The following is a 19,404-nucleotide window of genomic DNA, read 5'->3' as shown; positions in this document are numbered from 1 at the left end:
GAGGCGCTCTTATTAATATTTTAAGTGATTTACAACAAGGATTAAACACAGGGTTTATAAATCGTCAAAGTGGTAATTCAGGACGTTTTTCTCCGAAGCTATTGACGAATGCAGCTAACGAGAATGTATTAGAACATTTAAAAGTTCAGCTCGAGACCTGTGAATCGTTTGTGATTTCAGTTGCATTTGTGACCGAGGCAGGTTTAGCTGCACTTAAAAGTCATTTTATCGATTTAAAGGCAAAAGGTATCCGTGGAAGATTGATAACATCTGATTATCTAGGTTTCAATAATCCTAAAGTTTTTTCGGAATTATTAAAAATAAAGAATCTCGATGTTCGTATTTTTCCAGAAGAAGGCTTTCATGCTAAAGGCTATGTATTTAAACAAAAAGATTATTATTCGATTACGATTGGCAGTTCAAATTTGACGCTGAATGCGCTACAAAAAAACTATGAATGGAACATTCAGTTAACATCATTAGAGAATGGTGATATTGTTAATCAAGTATTAGCGGCTGTCGATGACCAATGGCAAAAATCGTTTGAGCTAACATCAGAATGGATTAAAAATTATACAACTGTTTTCGAGACAATTATACAAGCGAAACGTGTACAGCAAAAAAATTCTGACACAATTGAAATAACACCGAATACAATGCAAAAAGAGGCATTAACTTGTTTGGCTGATTTACGAAGTACCGGAGCACGTCGAGGGTTAATTATTTCCGCTACTGGTACCGGGAAAACATTTTTATCAGCCTTTGATGTTAAGGCATATAATCCTGAACGCATGCTATTCATCGTCCATCGTGAACAGATTTTGCAAAAGGCAATGACTGATTTCAAAAAGATATTAGGTGGTAAAAATGATGACTATACTCTTTTAACAAGTAAGACTTATAATAGAGCATCTAAATATGTTTTTGCAACAATCCAAAGCTTAGCTAAAGAAGAACGTCTAAATTCGTTCAATAAAAAAGCTTTTAATTACATATTGATTGACGAGAGTCATAAAGTGGGAGGCCATTCGTATCAGCGAGTCGTGGATTATTTCACACCTGATTTCTTATTAGGTATGACGGCAACCCCAGAACGAACTGATGCCTTTAATATATTTGAACTTTTTGATTATAATGTGGCTTATGAAATAAGGCTGCAAGGAGCAATGGAAGCAGAGATGCTTTGTCCCTTCCAGTATTTTGGTGTGACTGACTATGAAAGAAATGGAGAAACCATCGATGATCATACTAATTTAGACAAATTGGTTTCTAAAGAACGAGTGTCTCATCTGATAGAAAAAGTAGAATATTATGGTTATTCTGGTAAAACATTACGAGGTCTTATTTTTTGTAGTCGCAAAGAAGAGGCCAATGAGTTAGCTGTCGAACTATGTCACCGTGGTTATGAGACAGTTGCTTTAACAGGAAGTAACTCAATTGCTGAACGAGAAGCTGCAGTCGATCAATTAGAGCAAGGTACGATTAAATATATAGTAACCGTTGATATTTTCAACGAAGGTATTGATATACCAAGTGTTAATCAGGTCGTAATGCTACGCCAAACACAATCAAGTATTATTTTTGTACAACAATTAGGACGAGGATTAAGAAAAAGCAATGATAAGGAGTACGTGACTATCATTGATTTTATTGGGAATTATAAAAATAACTATTTGATTCCTATTGCTTTAACAGGAGATACGTCAAAAAATAAGGATAATATCCGGCATAAAATGTCTCAACTCAATTACATGTCAGGTTTATCGACAATTAATTTTGAAGAAATTGCTAAACAACGTATTTTTTCATCAATAAATCAAGTGAAACTAAATTCGATGGTTGCATTAAAAGAGGCCTATTTTGGTCTTAAGCAACGTTTAGGATATCAACCAAAGTTAACGGATTTTATAATGAATGACTCAATAGACCCAGAAGTTATTATAAAAGCAAAAAAAACGTATCCTGCTTTTTTAAATGCGATTAAGGAAGATACAAGTTCACTGAGTGACTATCAACTTAAGGTAATACAATTTATCTCGATCGAGTTATTGAACGGTAAACGTCGCCATGAACTTTTAATCTTAAATAGTCTATTACAAAGGCCAGTTGCTAAGCATTCAATTTTAGATGAGATGAGAAAATTAGGATTGATCACAACAGCAGCAACAATCAAGTCTGTTGAAAATGTACTTAATTTAACCTTTTTTGTCGAAAGTCATAGAAAGGCTTATGGAGAAGCACCAATTGTAATTTTAGAAAATAGAAATTATCGACTAAATAGCCAGATTGAAAAATCAATAGAAAATGATGAATTTAAGCAAGCGATGCAAGATGTGATTACTGCAGGATTTTTAAAAAGCAAACAATATGATATTGATAAATTTCTAACAATAGGTAGGAAATACTCTCGTAAAGATGCCTGCCGTATTTTAAACTGGGAGAAAGATGAGTCGAGTACTGTATATGGATATAAAACTAAATTTGATACATGTCCAATTTTTTTCACCTATCATAAAAGTGCGGACATTGATGCAAGTATTGCTTATGAAGATGAGTTTTTAAGTCAAAAAGTTATTAAATGGTATACACGCTCACCAAGAACACTTAGTTCAGAAGAAGTCATAACGATTACATCATCGAATAGGACGGCCTTAACGCTACATGTTTTTGTGAAGAAAAGTGACGGCGAAGGAGCAGATTCTTATTACTTAGGAACTGCTACAGTAAATGAAACGAGTGCCCGTGAAGTGATAAGAAATGGTAAACCAATTGTTGAAATGCAATTAATACTTGATAATGAGATTGATCATGGACTCTATCATTATATTAGTGGAGAAGTTTAGGGTGTTCAATTCGAGAGTTAATTCTAAAAATTAATATTGTTAGATACAGTTTAAGAAAACCAACACAATCATTACTTGTGTTGGTTTTTTAGTGCAGGATAGAAAAAGATTCAACGTACGTTTCTTCTTTGTAAATCGATGATAACAAGCTTCAATTAGCGTATAAGTAATGATGAAACAAAGTAACTGAATAGATAGAGATAGAATCGTTGCCGATTTTTCACGGGTATGTTAAATAAATACTCACTTGCAATGGTAATACAAAAAATATAACAAGTTAGAAAAATGATTGTTTTAACATGCATAGAGCTGCTTTCTGATCTATTAAATAAGTAATGTTGTGGTCAACAGCATAAAGAGAAATGTATTAACTAAATTGAACATTAAATAAACAATGTCAATGTTTTGTTGATATTATTTATGTGTTAGCCTCTTATTTAGAGAGGGGCAGTGGGGAAATGTCTGAAACAGATTGGCTAAAAGAACTGAGCAATGAAGATATTGTTTTTATGAAAAATTTTATTGTAGCATCAGGTTCCTTAAAGGAAATGGCAAAAACCTATGAGGTTTCTTACCCGACAGTTAGAATTAGGTTAGATCGCTTAATAGAAAAAGTTAAATTAAGTGATAAAAAAGAAAATTCTTCGCTTATTCGATATATTAGAGAATTAACAATTGATGAAAAAATAGCGATTGAGGATGCGCAAGAAATCATTCGCATTTATAACAAGGAAGAAGGTAATAAAAATGAATGAGTTTATACGCTTGGTAATTTTAGCAGCAATGTTTGCAGCGCAATATTTATTATCAATGAACCGACATCTGTTTATGAGTTTTATTATACCAGCTATTTTCTTTGTGATGGTGACCATTGGGCTATATATGGGAGAATTAAATTGGATTATGTACATTGTCTTTCTAATTGTTGCCGCAATTCTTTTTACCGAAGAAGCGAGATCTGGTCGAAAAAAATACAACGATAAAATCAAAAGTGAATTGAATAAAATGAAAAGTAAGGATTTACTATAAAAAGCTTCCTCAAAATCAAAAAAATAGTAAACGCTCCTGATTAGAAATGTCGGCAGAAAACTGCGAGAGGTAATCACTTTACGATCTCAAACGATCTTGCTAACCTATATGTATAGGGAGGCGAAATCGATGATATTAGACAGTCGAACAAGTAAGGTATTGCTCTATATCATTAAAAACAGACGCTCGCGAGTGACATCAATTTACCAACAATTCAGTGTTAGTGAAAGTCAGTTACGGTATACAATTGCTAAAGGAAATGACTTTTTAGCCAGCTATCAATTAGGCGTAATTAAGATTGATAAAAAATGCATCGAAGTGATAAGTCCACACGAAGAACAATTGTGTGGGCTTATTTCGCTTATTGTTACGTATGTGCCATCCGAGGCAGAACGACAACAGTTGCTCATTTTGATGGTGGCCACTTTAGTAGAAGAACTATCGTTGCTGAGCCTAGCGTTACAATTACAGGTTAGTAAAAATACGGTATTAAAAGATTTAAAAGAAACGAATAAGCTACTTGAAAAAAAGGGGATAAGGATTAAGTATTCACGTAAAAAAGGTTATCTTTTAACCGGTGATGAATGGCAGATTCGTTCGCTTCTCTTTGAAGCATTGGATCGCATCATGGACGAACGCTCAATGAGTCAAGTGCTACGCTACTATCTTGATGTTAAGGATGAAGAGGTCATTGCGGCAAAAGATAAAATTAAAAAAATAGAAGCGGCTCTGAGAGTACGTTATATTGAACGTCAGTCACATGTATTAGCCTTTTTTTTGATTACGCTGTTACGACGTATAAACAGTCAGAATCAGCTAGATCGTTATTCGTTAATAAAGCTTACTGCGTTAGCAGATACGATTGAATATCGGATAGTGACAACGGTCATTGATAAAAATGAGCTGTTTTCTGAAAATGATCGGCTGTATTTTACACTCCAATTTTTAGCACTTGGCAAAGCCCGTCCATCGCCTCCGCCGTCACAAAAAGAAGCGTTAACGACTGCTTTAAACGCCTTTTTATTAAGCTTTGAATCAACAGCGGTTTACCTTCTCCCTAAAAAAGAACAGTTGTTACAAAAACTCTCCCGTCATTTTGAACCAGCCTATTATCGTATCATGTATGGTTTAACATTAAAAACGGTCTCTGTTGATAACCTCCCATTAAAATATAAAACGCTTAATCAGTACGTAAAAAATGCGCTGTTACCTCTCGAGAAATTAGTTGGTCGTACGATCCCTGAACATGAAGTTATTTACTTGACTATTTTTTTGGCAACTCATTTAATTGAGTGTCAGCATGCTATAAAGTTGCAAAAACAAGCGGTCGTTGTTTGTACGAGTGGAGAGAGTATTGCACAACTATTACGTATTCGTTTGATTGCTTTTTTTCCGGAATTCTCTTTTTTAAAAGCAATGAGTAAACGTACTTTTTACGATAACGCCCCAGTCGTTGATTTGATATTTTCGGTAATACCACTACAAATAAATCAGCCCTATTATTTTATCGAAACAATACCTAGTGATGAGGCGTTAAACCAACTTCGGAGTACTGTTTTGCAGGATGGTTTCGAAAAAAAAGCAGCATTAGACCATAAGTTTGTCAGCAATTGCAGCATACATCCCTATCAAAAACTGTTAGCTTTATTACCGAGAAAGCACGTGCAACATACAAGTTATGCTAGCTGGAGGGAGGCGATGATACAAGCTGCCACACCGCTTTTAAAAGGAAATATTATCAAACCACGTTATCTTGAGGCAATGCTGCAACGATACCCTCGTATGCATGTGAGTATCTTTTTAAGGGAAACAATTGCGCTTCCACATGAGTCTTCACATCATGGTGTTAATGGTGTTGGTTTTAGCTTACTATTTATTAAAGAAGGGATTAAAACCGAGCTCGGATTGGTGCATTGTCTCGTGCTAATTGTGAGCGATGATGCCTTTAAACAACTTGAACCGCTTAAGTGTCTTGTGGAATTAGCAGAGAACAAAACCTTGTTAAAAGCCTGTGCTAATGAAAATTCAGCTGGGAAAGCGTATCAACGACTACTCAATGAAATCTGAATCAAAACGATAGCCTTCACACCTCCTTATTGGAGGTGAGAGACTGAAGATAAACGCTGTTCTAGGTCGTCAATGCCTCGCCTTCTCGAAGTTGAGTGCCATCTGTATACTCACCTCGAAGGCGCGTTTTTCCTAGAACGAAAGTAATTTAAAGCCGTTCTAAACTGCAGTGATTGGAGAAAATAACGTCTCGACTATTTCCCGTCGCAACTTTCCCATGAAAAATCATAGGATTTAGCTGATGTAACTAGAGGAGATAACCGCATTTCTATTAAGCCTACTCATTTCGTAGACAAAGTCACTGTCATATAATTTGAAAGGAAAAGTAGTTTAATTCGACGTTGTCAACAATCTGACACCTCCATATTGGAGGTGCTTTTTTACTTTCATCACACTGAAATCAATACGTCTGTTAAAAACTGTGATGAAAAGGTGTAGCTATGCTCAAAAAGCACTTTTATACTTGAGGTAAGAACTAAAAAGACAAAGAGGTGCAAGCAATGAGTTTGAAAGATATGATTGAAACTAAACTGCTCTATGTACAACAGCAAGAGGATAGTGTTGAGACGATCTTCAAAACCATTTGTAAAAAGGCCCAGCAACTCGGATATACGAAGGCAAGTTATTTTAATGCCCTACAAACGCGGGAATTAAGCTACCCAACAGGTTTAGCGTTACCTCATTGTGGCATCGCGATTCCGCATACTGATTTCAACCATGTGAAACAACCGTTTATTAGTGTGATGACCTTGCGGAAACCAGTGTTTTTTCATGCGATGGATGGTGTGAATGGGGTCGCTGTTCAAATTGTTTTTGTATTAGGATTGACGACAACGACAGCGCAATTAGCCAGTTTAAAAGCGGTGATGGCTATTTGTCGAAGTGAAACGCGGGTTGAACAGCTATTACATGCGACAGATGCGAGCGAACTATTCGCAATCTTAACGAAAGAGGAGGCGGAGTTATGAAGAAAATTCTAGTGGCCTGTGGTGCAGGCATTGCAACATCGACGGTTGTTTGTCAAAAAATAGAGGAGTTGCTAAAACGCGAACGGATTCAAGCAGAAGTTATCCAATGTAAAATAATGGAAGTTAAGGCGAAGCAAACACAGGCGGATGTCATTGTATCGACAACGATCTTGCCAACAAGTTATCACCTGCCAACTATTATTGCCACAGCCTATATTACAGGTATTCAGATGGAACAACTCGACCAACAAATTATTGATGCATTAATTTAAGGAGGAGTGAGGGCATGCAAACGTTATTAGCTGGTGTACAATATGTGCTGGATTTAGGACCCACAGTGATTTTACCGTTAGCTATCTTTCTAATTGCGGTTGCCTTTCGTGTCAAACTAGCAGAAGCCTTTGCAGCTGCAATTACAATTGGGATTGGTTTTGTTGGGATTAATTTAGTGATTTCGGTGTTAACAGGTAACATTGGCCCCGCGGCGCAAGCAATGGTGAAGCGGTTTGATTTACATTTAACAATTATCGATACAGGGTGGCCATCAGCTGCGGCTGCTTCATTTGCTTCACCAGTTGCGGCGATATTATTACCGATTTTATTAGGAGTGAACGTGTTATTATTAATGGTGAAGGCAACAAAAACATTAGACATCGACATTTGGAATTATTGGCATTTTATATCAGCAGGGGCCACAGGCTATCTCATTACCGGCAATTGGTGGTTTTCGATCGGGTGTGCGATTCTTTTTCAAGTCATCACCTTATATATTGCGGATAAAACCGCGCCAATGGTGCAACGTTTTTATGGCTTGCAAGGAATTTCATTACCAACAGGTTCAACCGTTGCGTTTGCCATCATTGGCATTCCAGCGGGGTGGCTAATTGCTAAAATCCCTGGTTTGAAAAAAGTGACAGCAGACCCGGAAACGATTCAAAAACGATTCGGTATTTTTGGCGAACCGATGATTATGGGATTATTATTAGGGATTGTGATTGGTTTTTTAGCAGGTTATGATATCGGCAATGTTTTTAAGCTCGGAATTTCAATGGGAGCAGTCATGCTATTAATGCCACGAATGGTAAAAATCTTAATGGAAGGTTTGATTCCAATTTCGACGGCAGCTCGTGATTATTTACGAGACCGCTTTAAAGGGCGTGATATTTACCTTGGATTAGATGCCGCGTTAGCAATTGGGCATCCTGCCAACATTGCCACCGGTTTAATATTGGTGCCTATCACGCTCTTATTGGCCGTGTTTTTACCAGGAAATCGAGTCCTGCCATTTGGTGACTTAGCAACGATTCCATTTTATGTGGCTTTCATTGTGGCCTCACGTAAAGGGAACATCATTCATTCCGTCTTGGCAGGTGCTGTCGTCATTATGGCAGCGTTGTTGATGGCGACCAATTTTGGGACAGTTCATACTGAAATGATGCAAGGAATATATGAATTTCCGGCAGGTGCTACCGAAGTTTCTTCGCTTGATATGGGGGGCAACTTACTCAATTGGTTGATTTTGAAATTATCAGAGGGGTATCATAGCATCTTTCAATAACTTTTACTAAAGGAGTGTGAAGTGATGAAGGCGTTACAGAAACAAAGGTCAGGTAATGGGCACCTAAAGTTAGTTGAACTAACAGAACCGGAAATTCAGCCTGATGAGCTTAAAATAGCAGTAGCATATTCCGGTATTTGCGGGTCAGATGTGAAAACGTTGCAAGGTCACTATCCCAATAGCACAGTTCCAATCATTCTTGGACATGAATTTTCCGGTGTTGTAGCAGCAGTTGGGTCTGCAGTGACGCGATTTAGCATTGGTGACCGTGTGACGAGTGAAACGACCTATGCCACATGCAGACGTTGTGAAGCCTGTATGAAACAGGCTTATAATCTATGTGATGAACGTCGGGGAATTGGCACACAAGTTAATGGCAGTATGGCGATGTTTGTCGTGAGCCGTGAAGCAAGCTGTCATCACCTACCACCGCAGATGACCTTAGCAGAGGGGGCGCTGCTCGAACCACTCGCGTGTTGTGTACATGCCGCGCTTGAATGTACAACAATTACAGCAGGAGAGGTGATTTTAGTGACCGGTCCAGGCCCAATTGGCTTGCTGATGGCTCAGGTGATTCGCTCACAAGGCGCAACCGTTATTTTGAGTGGACTTGCACGTGATACCCACCGTTTACGGTGCGCGCATGCATGTGGGATTCGAACAACGGTAATGACAGATAAGCAATCACTCGCAGCGATCGTTAATCAATGTACGAACGGTCAAGGCGTGACACAATTGTTCGAATGCAGCGGCGCGAGCGTTGCCCTCAATGAAGCGCTCCCACTTGTTGCCAAACAAGGACGTGTGATTCAGGTGGGATTATTTCCGACTGTGTGTGAGCCGATCAATGCTTATCTTATCCTGCAACGCGAATTGCAGTATTGTGGCAGTCGTTCACAAAAACCAAGCGCTTGGCAAACGGCATTGAGGCTATATCGAGAGCACGTCATTCAACTCGCCCCACTCATTAGTACTGTTTATTCGTTAGCTGAGTGGGAAACCGCCTTTGACACAGCAATGAAGGGTAAGGGTTTAAAGATACTGTTGGCATCGAATGAGACGTTAGCACAGCAGGAAGGGTGGTTACATGAAAGCACTGCGCTTTTATCAACAACGAACGGTTAGACTTGAAACAGTGCCAATGCCGACGATTGAAACCGTTGATGATGTCATCGTAAGAATTAAAGCAGCGGGTATTTGTGGTTCAGATGTGTCGCGTTATGCCAAACTTGGCCCCCATCAGGCTGGTATTACATTTGGTCATGAAGGCGGAGGCGTTGTCGTTGCAAGGGGGACGAATGTCACAGCAATTGAAGTGGGGGACCATGTGGCCATATGTCCCAGTCAACCGTGTCAAACGTGTCAAGCATGTTTACGTGGCCAGTACTCGCAATGTGACCAAATGCTTGTGCTCGGAGCGCAATTACCCGGCGTGTTTGCCGACTATGTTTGTGTGCCTCAAAAAATGCTGATTCCGATTCCGCAAACGATGCCGTTTGATGAACTCGCTTTTGTCGAACCGACGGCGGTTGTATTGCATGGTCTACTTAAAACGGAACTGCGCCCTGGGAGTACCGTCGCAGTGATTGGTTGTGGCACGATTGGTTTGCTTGCCATCCAATGGGCTCGCATCTTTGGCGCGAAAATGATTCATGCCTTTGATATTGATCAAATGAAATTACAACTGGCGACGACAGTTGGGGCTCATCAAACGTATCAAAGCCAAGAAGCAACGACCACCTTAGCCGCTTTCCAGCAGCAAACAAACACAGCAGGCGTCGACCTCGTGATTGAGGCGAGTGGCTCACCCGTTGCGACAGAGCAAGCCTTTGCCTATGCAAAGCGCGGTGGCGAGCTGTTGCTACTTGGTATTCCCTATGCCGATGTCACCTTACATCGTAGCTTCTTTGAAAAAATCATGCGACATGAACTGACGATTAAGGGGTCTTGGCATAGTATGTCAGCGCCATTTCCCGGTCAAGCGTATCACACGAGTATTCACTTTTTAAATCGACAGCAGCTCAAAGTGGCGCCTCTGATTACGCATCGAATTGGCTTGAGCGATTTACCAGCAATGTTTGAACGAATTGTAAGTGACAAAGAAATAGTAGGTAAAGTGATTATATATCCGGAGTGAGATGAAGAGGACAAACCGAGAGTGGTTTGTTCTTTTATTGAGATTTTTTTATGATGAGTTTATTTAAATGTTATATAATGAATCGAATTTTCTCTTTTTTAAAATTACCGATAATTTATGCAAGAAACATAGTAAGTAGTATGTTTCTTTTGGTATAATATATCATGCTACCACATCGTTAAAAGATAGTTAAGTTGAAGATTTTTTCTGTTTTTTAGATACATAATTAATTGAATAATTAGACAAGAAAAACAACATGAGGCAATAAAATACAGGAGGCTATAACATGAAACACATTCAAAAACGCTCCCACTTTATTGAAGCGTTTACATCGCTTAAGATATCTTCACAGGAGGCAGTCATTGACGGAAACAGCGGCCTTTCTGCTGACAAAAACTATTACCATGTAAAGCGACCAGTTGAAACTGAACTGATTGAGCGGTTGCAACATGTTCAACAACAACTTAAACCGCAGGTCGTCTTTTTATGTGGGAATGTTGGTGACGGAAAGTCTCACTTATTATCGTATCTCAAATCGGTTCATCCAGAATTACTCAAAAATGTTCGTGTCCATAATGATGCAACAGAGTCGTTCTCACCACAAGAAACCGCGTTAGATACATTGAAAAAATTACTCGCAGATTTTAAAGATAATCCTACACTATCGCATGCAGAGCCACAACATTTGTTAATCGCAATTAATATGGGTGTCCTTCACAAATTAATTTCAGATGAAGAGGTGATGGCTGAATACGCGACCCTTTGTCAATTCATTCATGAGAGTAATCTCTTTAATGATCAAAAGATCGGTGGTATAAAATCACATCAACACCTTCATATTGTGAATTTATTGGAACATCAATTATATACAATCAAAGAAGGCAAGTTAACATCAACCTTTTTTGAGCAATTACTCGTTAAAATTACACAGCCAACAGATGACAATCTGCTCTACCAAGCTTGGCTGCGTGATAAAAATAATGGTATTAAAGAAATAGCGCATCGTAACTACCAATTATTAATGGATAAAACGATTCAGCGTAATGTCATTGATGTATTACTTGAAGCGATATTTAAAGGGAAATTGATTTTATCAGTGCGTTCCTTTTTGGATTTTATCAACGGCATCGTCATTCCTGATACATCTCAGGCTGAGCCAACAATCGATGATTGTTTCCCGCAACTTATCTTTAATCAAACAGGAAAAACGAAGCTATTAGACGCTTTATATAATCTTGATCCAGCCAAGCAACGCACACTTGAATACGACCAAGTCTTAAAAAATTTCATGGTCGACACTAACTTTGATGAAATGATTGCCCGTTACATTGAAAACGATCAAATGATTGACTGCTTCTGGAAAAATGAAGCCAAAATAAAAGAAAATATTAGTCAATCGCTTGGTTTTTTGATTCGCAGTGTGTCATTAAGCAAACAAAGACCGACAGAAACATCGTTTAAACGATTCATTACAATGTTATATGGCTGCCTTACAGGCAAGGGTGATGTAGCAAATGAATTAGTTACTTTGATAAACAATGTCCAAACAACTCTCTACAGTGAAGGGTTTGGGCAACTGGTGTTTGATTACCGTCAAAAAGCTAAGTTTGCAATCGGTTTTGATATGAGTCAGTTTGAGGTGAAAGATTTGCATCTATTTGGAGCGTTTTCGAATGAAACAGAGATAACTAATTTCAGTACAACCATCAAAATTGACTACGGCTATAAAGAAAATGAAAATAGGCAATCGCTCGAAATTGATTACGCCTTGTATGATTTTTTAAGTCAAGTTGTAACTGGGTATCGTCCTAATCGTCAAGCCTTGAATAAAATGACAAAATACACCGATTTTATTCATCAAATGATAGATAATTATCCATTAACGCACAATGTCTTTATTTTAAATAAAGAAACGGGGTATCTTGTTGAAATGAATGAACAAAAAGCCCTCTTTGCAACGGATAAAAATGCCACACAAATGACAGCGAAGGAGTACAAACGATGAATCATACACTGAAAACAGAGCTGCTTTCAAAAGAGGGTAAAACCTACAAGCATACGCGTCAGGCTGTACTCCCTTTTATTACACGTGAACCAGAACGGGTTAAATTCACGAATGATTTTAGTCGGATAACTGCCGAGTTTATCCGCTTAATTCTGCGTATTAGCACACCAGATGAAACTAAAATGGAAGAAATTATTGCAGGAACCTTAGCTAAAATTACATTTGGAACCGCAGCAGATAAAGAAAACGTAAAAATGTATTTGAAAACAGCGTTAAATCAGCAAAATAAAACAGGTGATCTAACAAACATTACGAATATACCATTATCTACTGATAATACAAAAAAAGGTGAAAAAGAAATTGCTCATTTTTTATATGATGTCTTTGTTAGAAGTCACCGCACCGAGTTAGATGAGCTACTATTACAGCTAGAGGATGCCAAAAATATTTTTTCTAACTTAGTCGGTACTGTATCAAAAGAACAAGAAAAAAACACCACTGAAATTAAAGCTAAATATAAAGTGTTTTCAGAAACGTTTACGGCAACTTTTATGCAGGACTTTAAAGCGATTTTAGCCAAACAGTCTGATTTACTAGCCAACCTTAATGCTCTTTTGAGCCACTATTATTTTGTTGCTACCACACAACTAATCCTTAGTTTGGATAAAAAAGCGGCATTTAATCCGCATCAGTTTACAAAAGTTGTTTATCTTTTAACAACCGAAAAGGCGAGTCAATCACGTGATAGCTACTTGTTTGGAATGAAAGATATTTCAAAAAAACTAAAGTATACCATCACGCATGATCATATTTTATACATTTTAAATACAAATAATTTTTCAACACTGTCAGAAACGCAAACGTACTGGGATTATCTCGATTTCAAAAACTACTTTAAAGACCAAGGACCTCAAGTAGAAGCGGAGTTTGTTGTTTCGGTGATGGCGTGGTTACGTGATTATTACTGTGTCAAAAACAAAATAGCGTATACCGCAGCACATGCCAATGTCGAAACGTTCAGTGAATGTATCGCTTATATGCATGATATGATTCAGTATAGTTGGTCAACAGACCCAACAAATCGAACTAAACCCGATGCGGTACACTCACGTTATCCCAAAAACTATACGGATTTTCAAAAAGCGTTTTTCCGTAAAAATGCGGGCTCTCTAGGTCAGTTAATTGCTCTCCCACAAAATTATTTGTTGTTATTGACAGGTTTAAGTGTGGGTGAAGAACCGCTACTTGTTTCTGATTTATGGCTTGAACTCGAAAAACGAGGCGTTTGGCTCGATTACCAATCGAAAAATGAAGTTGTTAATTTGTTAACGAAATTAAATTATATCGATAAAAAAAGTGATAGTGGGGATGCGCAATATGTTAAACGAATATTATAATTATATTTTAAAGGTTTTTAAAGAGATGTTTGATAAACCGATGTTTGGCGGACGCTACTTTCTTGATTTTCCGAATGAACCGACGGCAAAAAAACATTTTGAAATGCTTGTGAATAGCGATGAGTTTGAAGTTTTTCGCTATGTTAATCCACATTCAAACAGTGTGTATGAGACAATTTCACTTAACCAAAACCAAAATAAAGTCTTATTTGTAGTTGAAGATGCGGCACAGGTAACGGTTGATTTTTTAGTCACCTTGCGTAATGAAGTGAGTAGTCAACAAGGTGCGTTTAAGAATACCAGCATCGTTTTTCTAACTTATAGTGATTTAGATAGTATTAAAGGCGGTAGTATCGATTTAACAGCAAAAGGTGGCGCCTTTAACATTGATTTACTTATCATGGAAGTTAAGAAGTTGATGACCTATTCACATTTATCAGATATTGATAAAACTTATTTAGAAGCTTATATTAACCAAAGTAATGTTTCTGAGTATAATAAACTTACTAACTTTTTGGAACTTGAAGATGTGATTGCGCTTGTTTATAAGTCCGCTTTGGATCAAGCTGACTATCGGCTAATGGGTTATTTTAAAGACAGTCAAATGGAAAAATTAGTGACTGAAAAGGAAACAGCACCCTCATCGAAAAAACGGAAAATGCAAAAAGAAATTGAACTGCGTTTGCAAGCGAATAAAGAGACTTTTAATGCTGTGAGAGGGGCTAAAGAATTTGGTAACCCTGAAGAAAAATTAGAAGAGGATTACACAAAAGAAGGCAAAAATAAATTGATGTCGGAACAGTGGGCCGATGAAGATTATAAAGATATCGAACGCTACCGTGACAAGGCTGCTGCTAGTAAGAAAATCGATATGTATAGCGATAATGTGCAACTAGAACCAGCTGCGCTTAAAGCGGATGTTTGGATGAAAGTTAATGGGTTAACAACCGTTGGAAAACGTACGTTAAATATCATCGTCTTTAACACGGGTAACTATGAAAAAATGAAAATTAAAGTGCCGTTTAGTACCCCTCTTAAAAATGAATTTTTAAGCTCACGAGGCAAGCAAATCGCAGTTGAAGCAAGTGGTAAGTCAATTGCCATCGAATTAAAGCGATTGAGCGAGGACAAAGCCTTCGATAAGGTTATATATAATACTAAAACTGGCAATAACTCGTTCACAATTAATGTCTTATTTATTGATTGGCAGGCAGACTTTTTAAAACGCTATAAAACACATTTTAAATTAAGTACTAAAGGGGCATTAGTTATCGAAGGTGATATTGCACGCAAACTTACATTCGGTGATGGCGAAAATAACTATCGCTATAACGATGAAAGTGATGATGCAGCCATCGATTTAGCAGAGGGTGGGGATGTCTTGTTTGAATCCGATGCCTTTGATAATTTAGGGAAGGTAAGCCTGCATTTAGTGCATAATAATGTCGTTTTACAGTTAAATATTAAAGATCGTTCAAGCAAAATTATACCTATAAACGAAAATGATATTTGGCAACGTAAACGGATAGCCCAGGCGAGCTATGAAACAAATGAAGACTTCAGTAAAGTGTCACTCAATAATATGACCTATACAACAGCTAGTGATATTCGAACGTTCTTGCAGTACGAAAAAGAAATCCGTGATCAACAGTATTGCTGTGCAGCGATTAATGAAATCGGTCTATCCGAGATTAAGCTCAACTTGAATGACGCCTTAGTTGCAAGTTATCGAGCATTATTATCCTATTATGTTGCGCACGATACAGTGCCATCTTTGGCTCATCTTACTGATGAACTACGTGAAAAAATGATTGTCTATGTAACCTGTTATTTTGAACAATTGAACAAGATTGAACAAAATGAAATTATGACAGACCAAGAAAAACAACTCGTCTATTTAGGCATGGTAAAAGGGCATAACGCGGTTTATTTAACGCCCTATTCGCCAGTCGTGATGGCATATAATTTACAAGTCGAAGCAATTGTGAAAACCGAAAAAATCGATTCAAAATTATTGCAGCGCTTAAATGCAGGTTACCTGTTACCTTACTTAGAAATCGATAACCAAGTCTTTCGTCCCAACGGTCATGAGACCTTAAAAGATTGGCAAAAATTCGTTCCCAATATGGCCTTTTCAATCGGTGAAGTGAATACTTACTTAGCTGGCTTAGTCGAAGAAAAAATCAAACAGTTTTCGGCTTACTATCCTTATTTATTCAATTATTCGAATAAAACCTCGTTCATTATTAATGTGGTCGACATTATTGACGACAAAGAGCTTTTACGGGGCATCATTAAATACATGAAAAAAAACATCGCTAAACAAGGCTTAGATAACTTAAAAGACATACGTTTGAATTTATACAGTGCAGATGTCAATACGCCAAGCGCCTTTGATGCCTTTAGCAACGCAGAAACAATCGCTGAGGCGTTTGAAATTGTGGATATTGACTATAAAATCATCAACAAAACAATTGATGAAATTGACGTGTTTGAGGCGATTCAAGCAGCAATTAGTTATACTAAAAAACCAATTGATGGCACGATTGATTATGCTCATTTGACCTTCTTTAAAATGAAATCAGTCGGAACATTGTCGTTGTTCGAAGCGGATAAACTACCTGATAGTTTAAGCTTTAAAGGACTTGTAAGTGAGATTAGTTACTTAAATCTTAACGATACGGATTACCGTTCGGGTTATGGTCAATCACAAGTGAGTGATAACCAAAAGTTTGAGCGTTTTATTAATCGAATGAATAACTATGTCGCTAATTTACATGACAATGGTGACTCAATTTATCAAGACAATGTCGTCTTATCCGAAAAAATTGCGGTATCGGGTCATACTAAATTGAAAAAATTATACGATGCATCGAACTGGGTGACCTTTGTTGAACCTTTGGCAGACATCGATTACTTCCAACGCCAATCCGAAAACCTCGTTGTTGTGCATTATAGCGATCAATTGAGCTCAACCAATCATTATGATGCCATCACTGTGACTGATAAATCGCAACAATATGAACGGGTGCTGGAATCATTTTTAAATAACCGTAATATTCGTGTCGGAAGTCCCGAAATACGCCAAACCATTCAAATGTTCAATACGTTCAATGGTGAATGGTTATTGCGTGTCATCCAAGATAAAGGACATGACGCCCGCGAAAAAATGAGTATTATTTCAGCCATCAAACATAGTTTGGTCGAATTGACGAAAAAACACCCGGATATTATATGGGTACCTATCTCAATGGAAGAAATTATCCGTATTAGTGGAGCAGCTGGATTGAAACAAACAGACTCGCCATTTGCTAAATTCTCGAGTGCCTATAAAGGAGCCGTTTCGGATGATTTACTATTAATGGGGCTGGAGCAAGGCAAGTGCTTAAAAATGCATCTGCTACCAGTCGAAGTGAAAGTCGGTCAAAACAGTAAAAGTGTGATCAAAAAGGCCGGTCAACAAATACAATCCTTAAGTAACCGTCTGAAAGAAGCCTTGACAAGTGAAGAAAAACCATTCCAATCACAGTATTTACGTTTATTCTTTATGCAACTTTTTTATAATAATATGAAAAAAATGCAGGCCAATAACATTTGGCCAGAACAACTTAGCCGCTACTCAATCAATGAAACAGACAAACACCATCTAATGAATGATGACTTTACGCCTGTGTTTGATGAAATTTTAGAAGGTATGATTATTTCGTATCAAAAAGATAATCAGTTTGAAGGATTAGTGATGCATGAGAATAATACAATTATGGAATTAAACTACAGTGAACAAACAGGATACAATACAATAGCCCAACCGATTGAAGACGTATGGAACGGTGTCAAAGTGAAACAATATAAAACGATTCATACCGGTAAAATATCCGCTTTAATGGATAAACATAAGGGCAATCAGTTGAGTGATGCCAATGCAGGTGAAAATAAATTATTAAATAACTCGCAATCAGATGTGAAACAAGTCTACAATCAAGCAGTGGAAGCAGTGGAAGCAGTGGAAGCAGTGGAAGCAGTGGAAGTTAGTGATGTAGTCCAACCCGTACATGCGACTACGAACACTGATATATTACTCGGACACAGCTCGCGAATGACTCCAATCAAATGGGCCTATTGGAATAAAAGTTTAAACAATCGTCATTTGTTAATTGGTGGTAAGTCAGGTACTGGTAAAACGTACTTTATCCAAAGTTTACTTAAACAAATGACGCAATCACAGCTATCAACCTTAGTGGTCGATTATTCAAACAGTTTTTCGATGACACAGCTAGATGCACGTTTTGTAGCGAGTACAAATGGGAAAATCGTTGAAATTATTGTCAAAACGAACAAATTACCGATTAATCCGTTTAAAAAAGGCAATCACAGTGAGTTTGATGTGGCCTTACGGATTGGACATACGCTATCAGCAATCTATTCGACAATGGGAGACCAACAAGTCAGTGCGATTATTAAAGCGATTATGTCAGCCTTCAAAACCTATGGGGACGATATTACCTTCGCCAATGTTTTCGCTAAATTAGAAGATATGGATACGACTGTATCAAAATCAGTCTGCGACAAACTTATTCGTTTGCAATATGACGATCCTTTCACATATGATGCGACTCATTCTTGGGACGACGTCTTTGATAAGACAGGTAAATTAACAGTGATTCAATTGGACGGTTTCGATATCGAAACGAAGCAAATGCTTACCGAGTTTATCTTATGGGACATTTGGAACTATTCACAAACCAATACGGCGACATTACCATTACCTGTTGTACTTGATGAAGCGCAAAATCTTGATTTTTCTAATAAAGGTCCAGTTGAAAAAATCTTGCGTGAAGGTCGTAAATTTGGTTGGTCTGTGTTATTGGCAACGCAATCGTTTAGTAACTTTAAGAAAGCTGAACTCGCTGTGCTCGATAATGTTGCAACTAAAGCCTACTTCCAGCCAGCCGATTCCGAGTTTACGATGATTACGAAAATGATTGCAAGTAAAGAGACAATGGAACAAACAGATGAGATGTTGCGCCGCCTCCAAAAAGGAAACTGTGTAGTCAGTGGTCAGTTCCCTATAGATAGTGGGGAATTGAGCGTAACGACACAAATTCAAATTAAAGTCCCACCGATTGAATAAGACATAATGGAAACCGAACTTCGGGTAGAAGTTCGGTTTTTTGCCATAATATCCTTAAATCCTAGCAATACCGTTGCCACACAGGCAGTCATGAAGTATAAGGATAAGTCGATTAAATAATGCAGAAGGGTATCGCCGACAAAGGCGGGGATGGTCGTTATCCCACCAAATACAAAGGCATGTGAGATACCACCTGTGGCACCAGTATAAAATATTAGTGCCGAATTCACAAATGTGCGCATTTTCATAATTTTGAATTGAATACTAAG

13 protein-coding genes are annotated in these 19,404 nt (G+C 37.8%); 12 read left to right on the top strand and 1 reads right to left on the bottom strand.

Features of this window, described 5'->3' with window-relative positions:
- Positions 1-11 precede the first annotated feature (11 nt).
- The 12 genes from ACJYYY_RS07165 (at position 12) to ACJYYY_RS07110 (ending at position 19,135) form a co-directional block, all read left to right on the top strand.
- Positions 12-2,843, top strand: a complete 2,832-nt coding sequence (locus ACJYYY_RS07165; RefSeq protein ID WP_408869239.1) for a DUF3427 domain-containing protein — start codon at positions 12-14, stop codon at positions 2,841-2,843.
- A gap of 458 nt (positions 2,844-3,301) precedes the next feature.
- Positions 3,302-3,598: a DUF2089 family protein gene (locus ACJYYY_RS07160; protein WP_035314664.1), complete on the top strand. Its 297-nt coding sequence runs from the start codon at positions 3,302-3,304 to the stop codon at positions 3,596-3,598.
- Positions 3,591-3,872, top strand: a complete 282-nt coding sequence (locus ACJYYY_RS07155; protein ID WP_408868770.1) for a hypothetical protein — start codon at positions 3,591-3,593, stop codon at positions 3,870-3,872. The genes ACJYYY_RS07160 and ACJYYY_RS07155 overlap by 8 nt, the downstream gene beginning before the upstream one ends.
- A 129-nt stretch (positions 3,873-4,001) precedes the next feature.
- Positions 4,002-5,939 (top strand): BglG family transcription antiterminator, encoded by a 1,938-nt coding sequence (locus ACJYYY_RS07150; protein ID WP_408868769.1) that lies wholly within the window; start codon positions 4,002-4,004, stop codon positions 5,937-5,939.
- 500 nt (positions 5,940-6,439) lie between these two features.
- Positions 6,440-6,907 (top strand): PTS sugar transporter subunit IIA, encoded by a 468-nt coding sequence (locus ACJYYY_RS07145; protein ID WP_035314669.1) that lies wholly within the window; start codon positions 6,440-6,442, stop codon positions 6,905-6,907.
- Positions 6,904-7,179 carry a PTS sugar transporter subunit IIB gene (locus ACJYYY_RS07140; RefSeq protein ID WP_035314670.1) on the top strand — a complete coding sequence of 92 codons (276 nt, stop codon included), beginning with the start codon at positions 6,904-6,906 and terminating at the stop codon, positions 7,177-7,179. The genes ACJYYY_RS07145 and ACJYYY_RS07140 overlap by 4 nt, the downstream gene beginning before the upstream one ends.
- Positions 7,180-7,193: 14 nt before the next feature.
- Positions 7,194-8,465, top strand: a complete 1,272-nt coding sequence (locus ACJYYY_RS07135) for a PTS galactitol transporter subunit IIC (protein WP_035314671.1) — start codon at positions 7,194-7,196, stop codon at positions 8,463-8,465.
- A 24-nt stretch (positions 8,466-8,489) separates the two neighbouring features.
- Positions 8,490-9,590 carry a zinc-binding dehydrogenase gene (locus ACJYYY_RS07130; protein WP_084038644.1) on the top strand — a complete coding sequence of 367 codons (1,101 nt, stop codon included), beginning with the start codon at positions 8,490-8,492 and terminating at the stop codon, positions 9,588-9,590.
- Entirely contained in the window at positions 9,553-10,602 is a 1,050-nt protein-coding gene (locus ACJYYY_RS07125; RefSeq protein ID WP_035314672.1) for a galactitol-1-phosphate 5-dehydrogenase, read from the top strand. The genes ACJYYY_RS07130 and ACJYYY_RS07125 overlap by 38 nt, the downstream gene beginning before the upstream one ends.
- A gap of 286 nt (positions 10,603-10,888) precedes the next feature.
- Entirely contained in the window at positions 10,889-12,607 is a 1,719-nt protein-coding gene (gene dptF / locus ACJYYY_RS07120) for a DNA phosphorothioation-dependent restriction protein DptF (RefSeq protein ID WP_035314673.1), read from the top strand.
- Positions 12,604-14,004, top strand: a complete 1,401-nt coding sequence (gene dptG, locus ACJYYY_RS07115) for a DNA phosphorothioation-dependent restriction protein DptG (RefSeq protein WP_408868768.1) — start codon at positions 12,604-12,606, stop codon at positions 14,002-14,004. Before dptF ends, dptG begins: the two co-directional genes overlap by 4 nt.
- The gene (locus ACJYYY_RS07110; protein WP_408868767.1) at positions 13,985-19,135 is read left to right on the top strand and encodes an ATP-binding protein; all 5,151 of its coding nucleotides are present in this window, start codon (positions 13,985-13,987) and stop codon (positions 19,133-19,135) included. The genes dptG and ACJYYY_RS07110 overlap by 20 nt, the downstream gene beginning before the upstream one ends.
- Here ACJYYY_RS07110 and ACJYYY_RS07105 read toward each other — a convergent pair.
- Positions 19,108-19,383 carry a hypothetical protein gene (locus ACJYYY_RS07105; protein ID WP_408868766.1) on the bottom strand — a complete coding sequence of 92 codons (276 nt, stop codon included), beginning with the start codon at positions 19,381-19,383 and terminating at the stop codon, positions 19,108-19,110. The two genes, ACJYYY_RS07110 and ACJYYY_RS07105, sit on opposite strands and share 28 nt — an antisense overlap.
- Positions 19,384-19,404: the final 21 nt, after the last annotated feature.

The sequence above is a fragment of the Brochothrix campestris genome, assembly GCF_046058945.1.
Lineage (GTDB): Bacteria > Bacillota > Bacilli > Lactobacillales > Listeriaceae > Brochothrix > Brochothrix campestris.
Note: the sequence above shows the minus strand (reverse complement) of the source record. Positions and strands in the feature narration are given on the sequence as shown.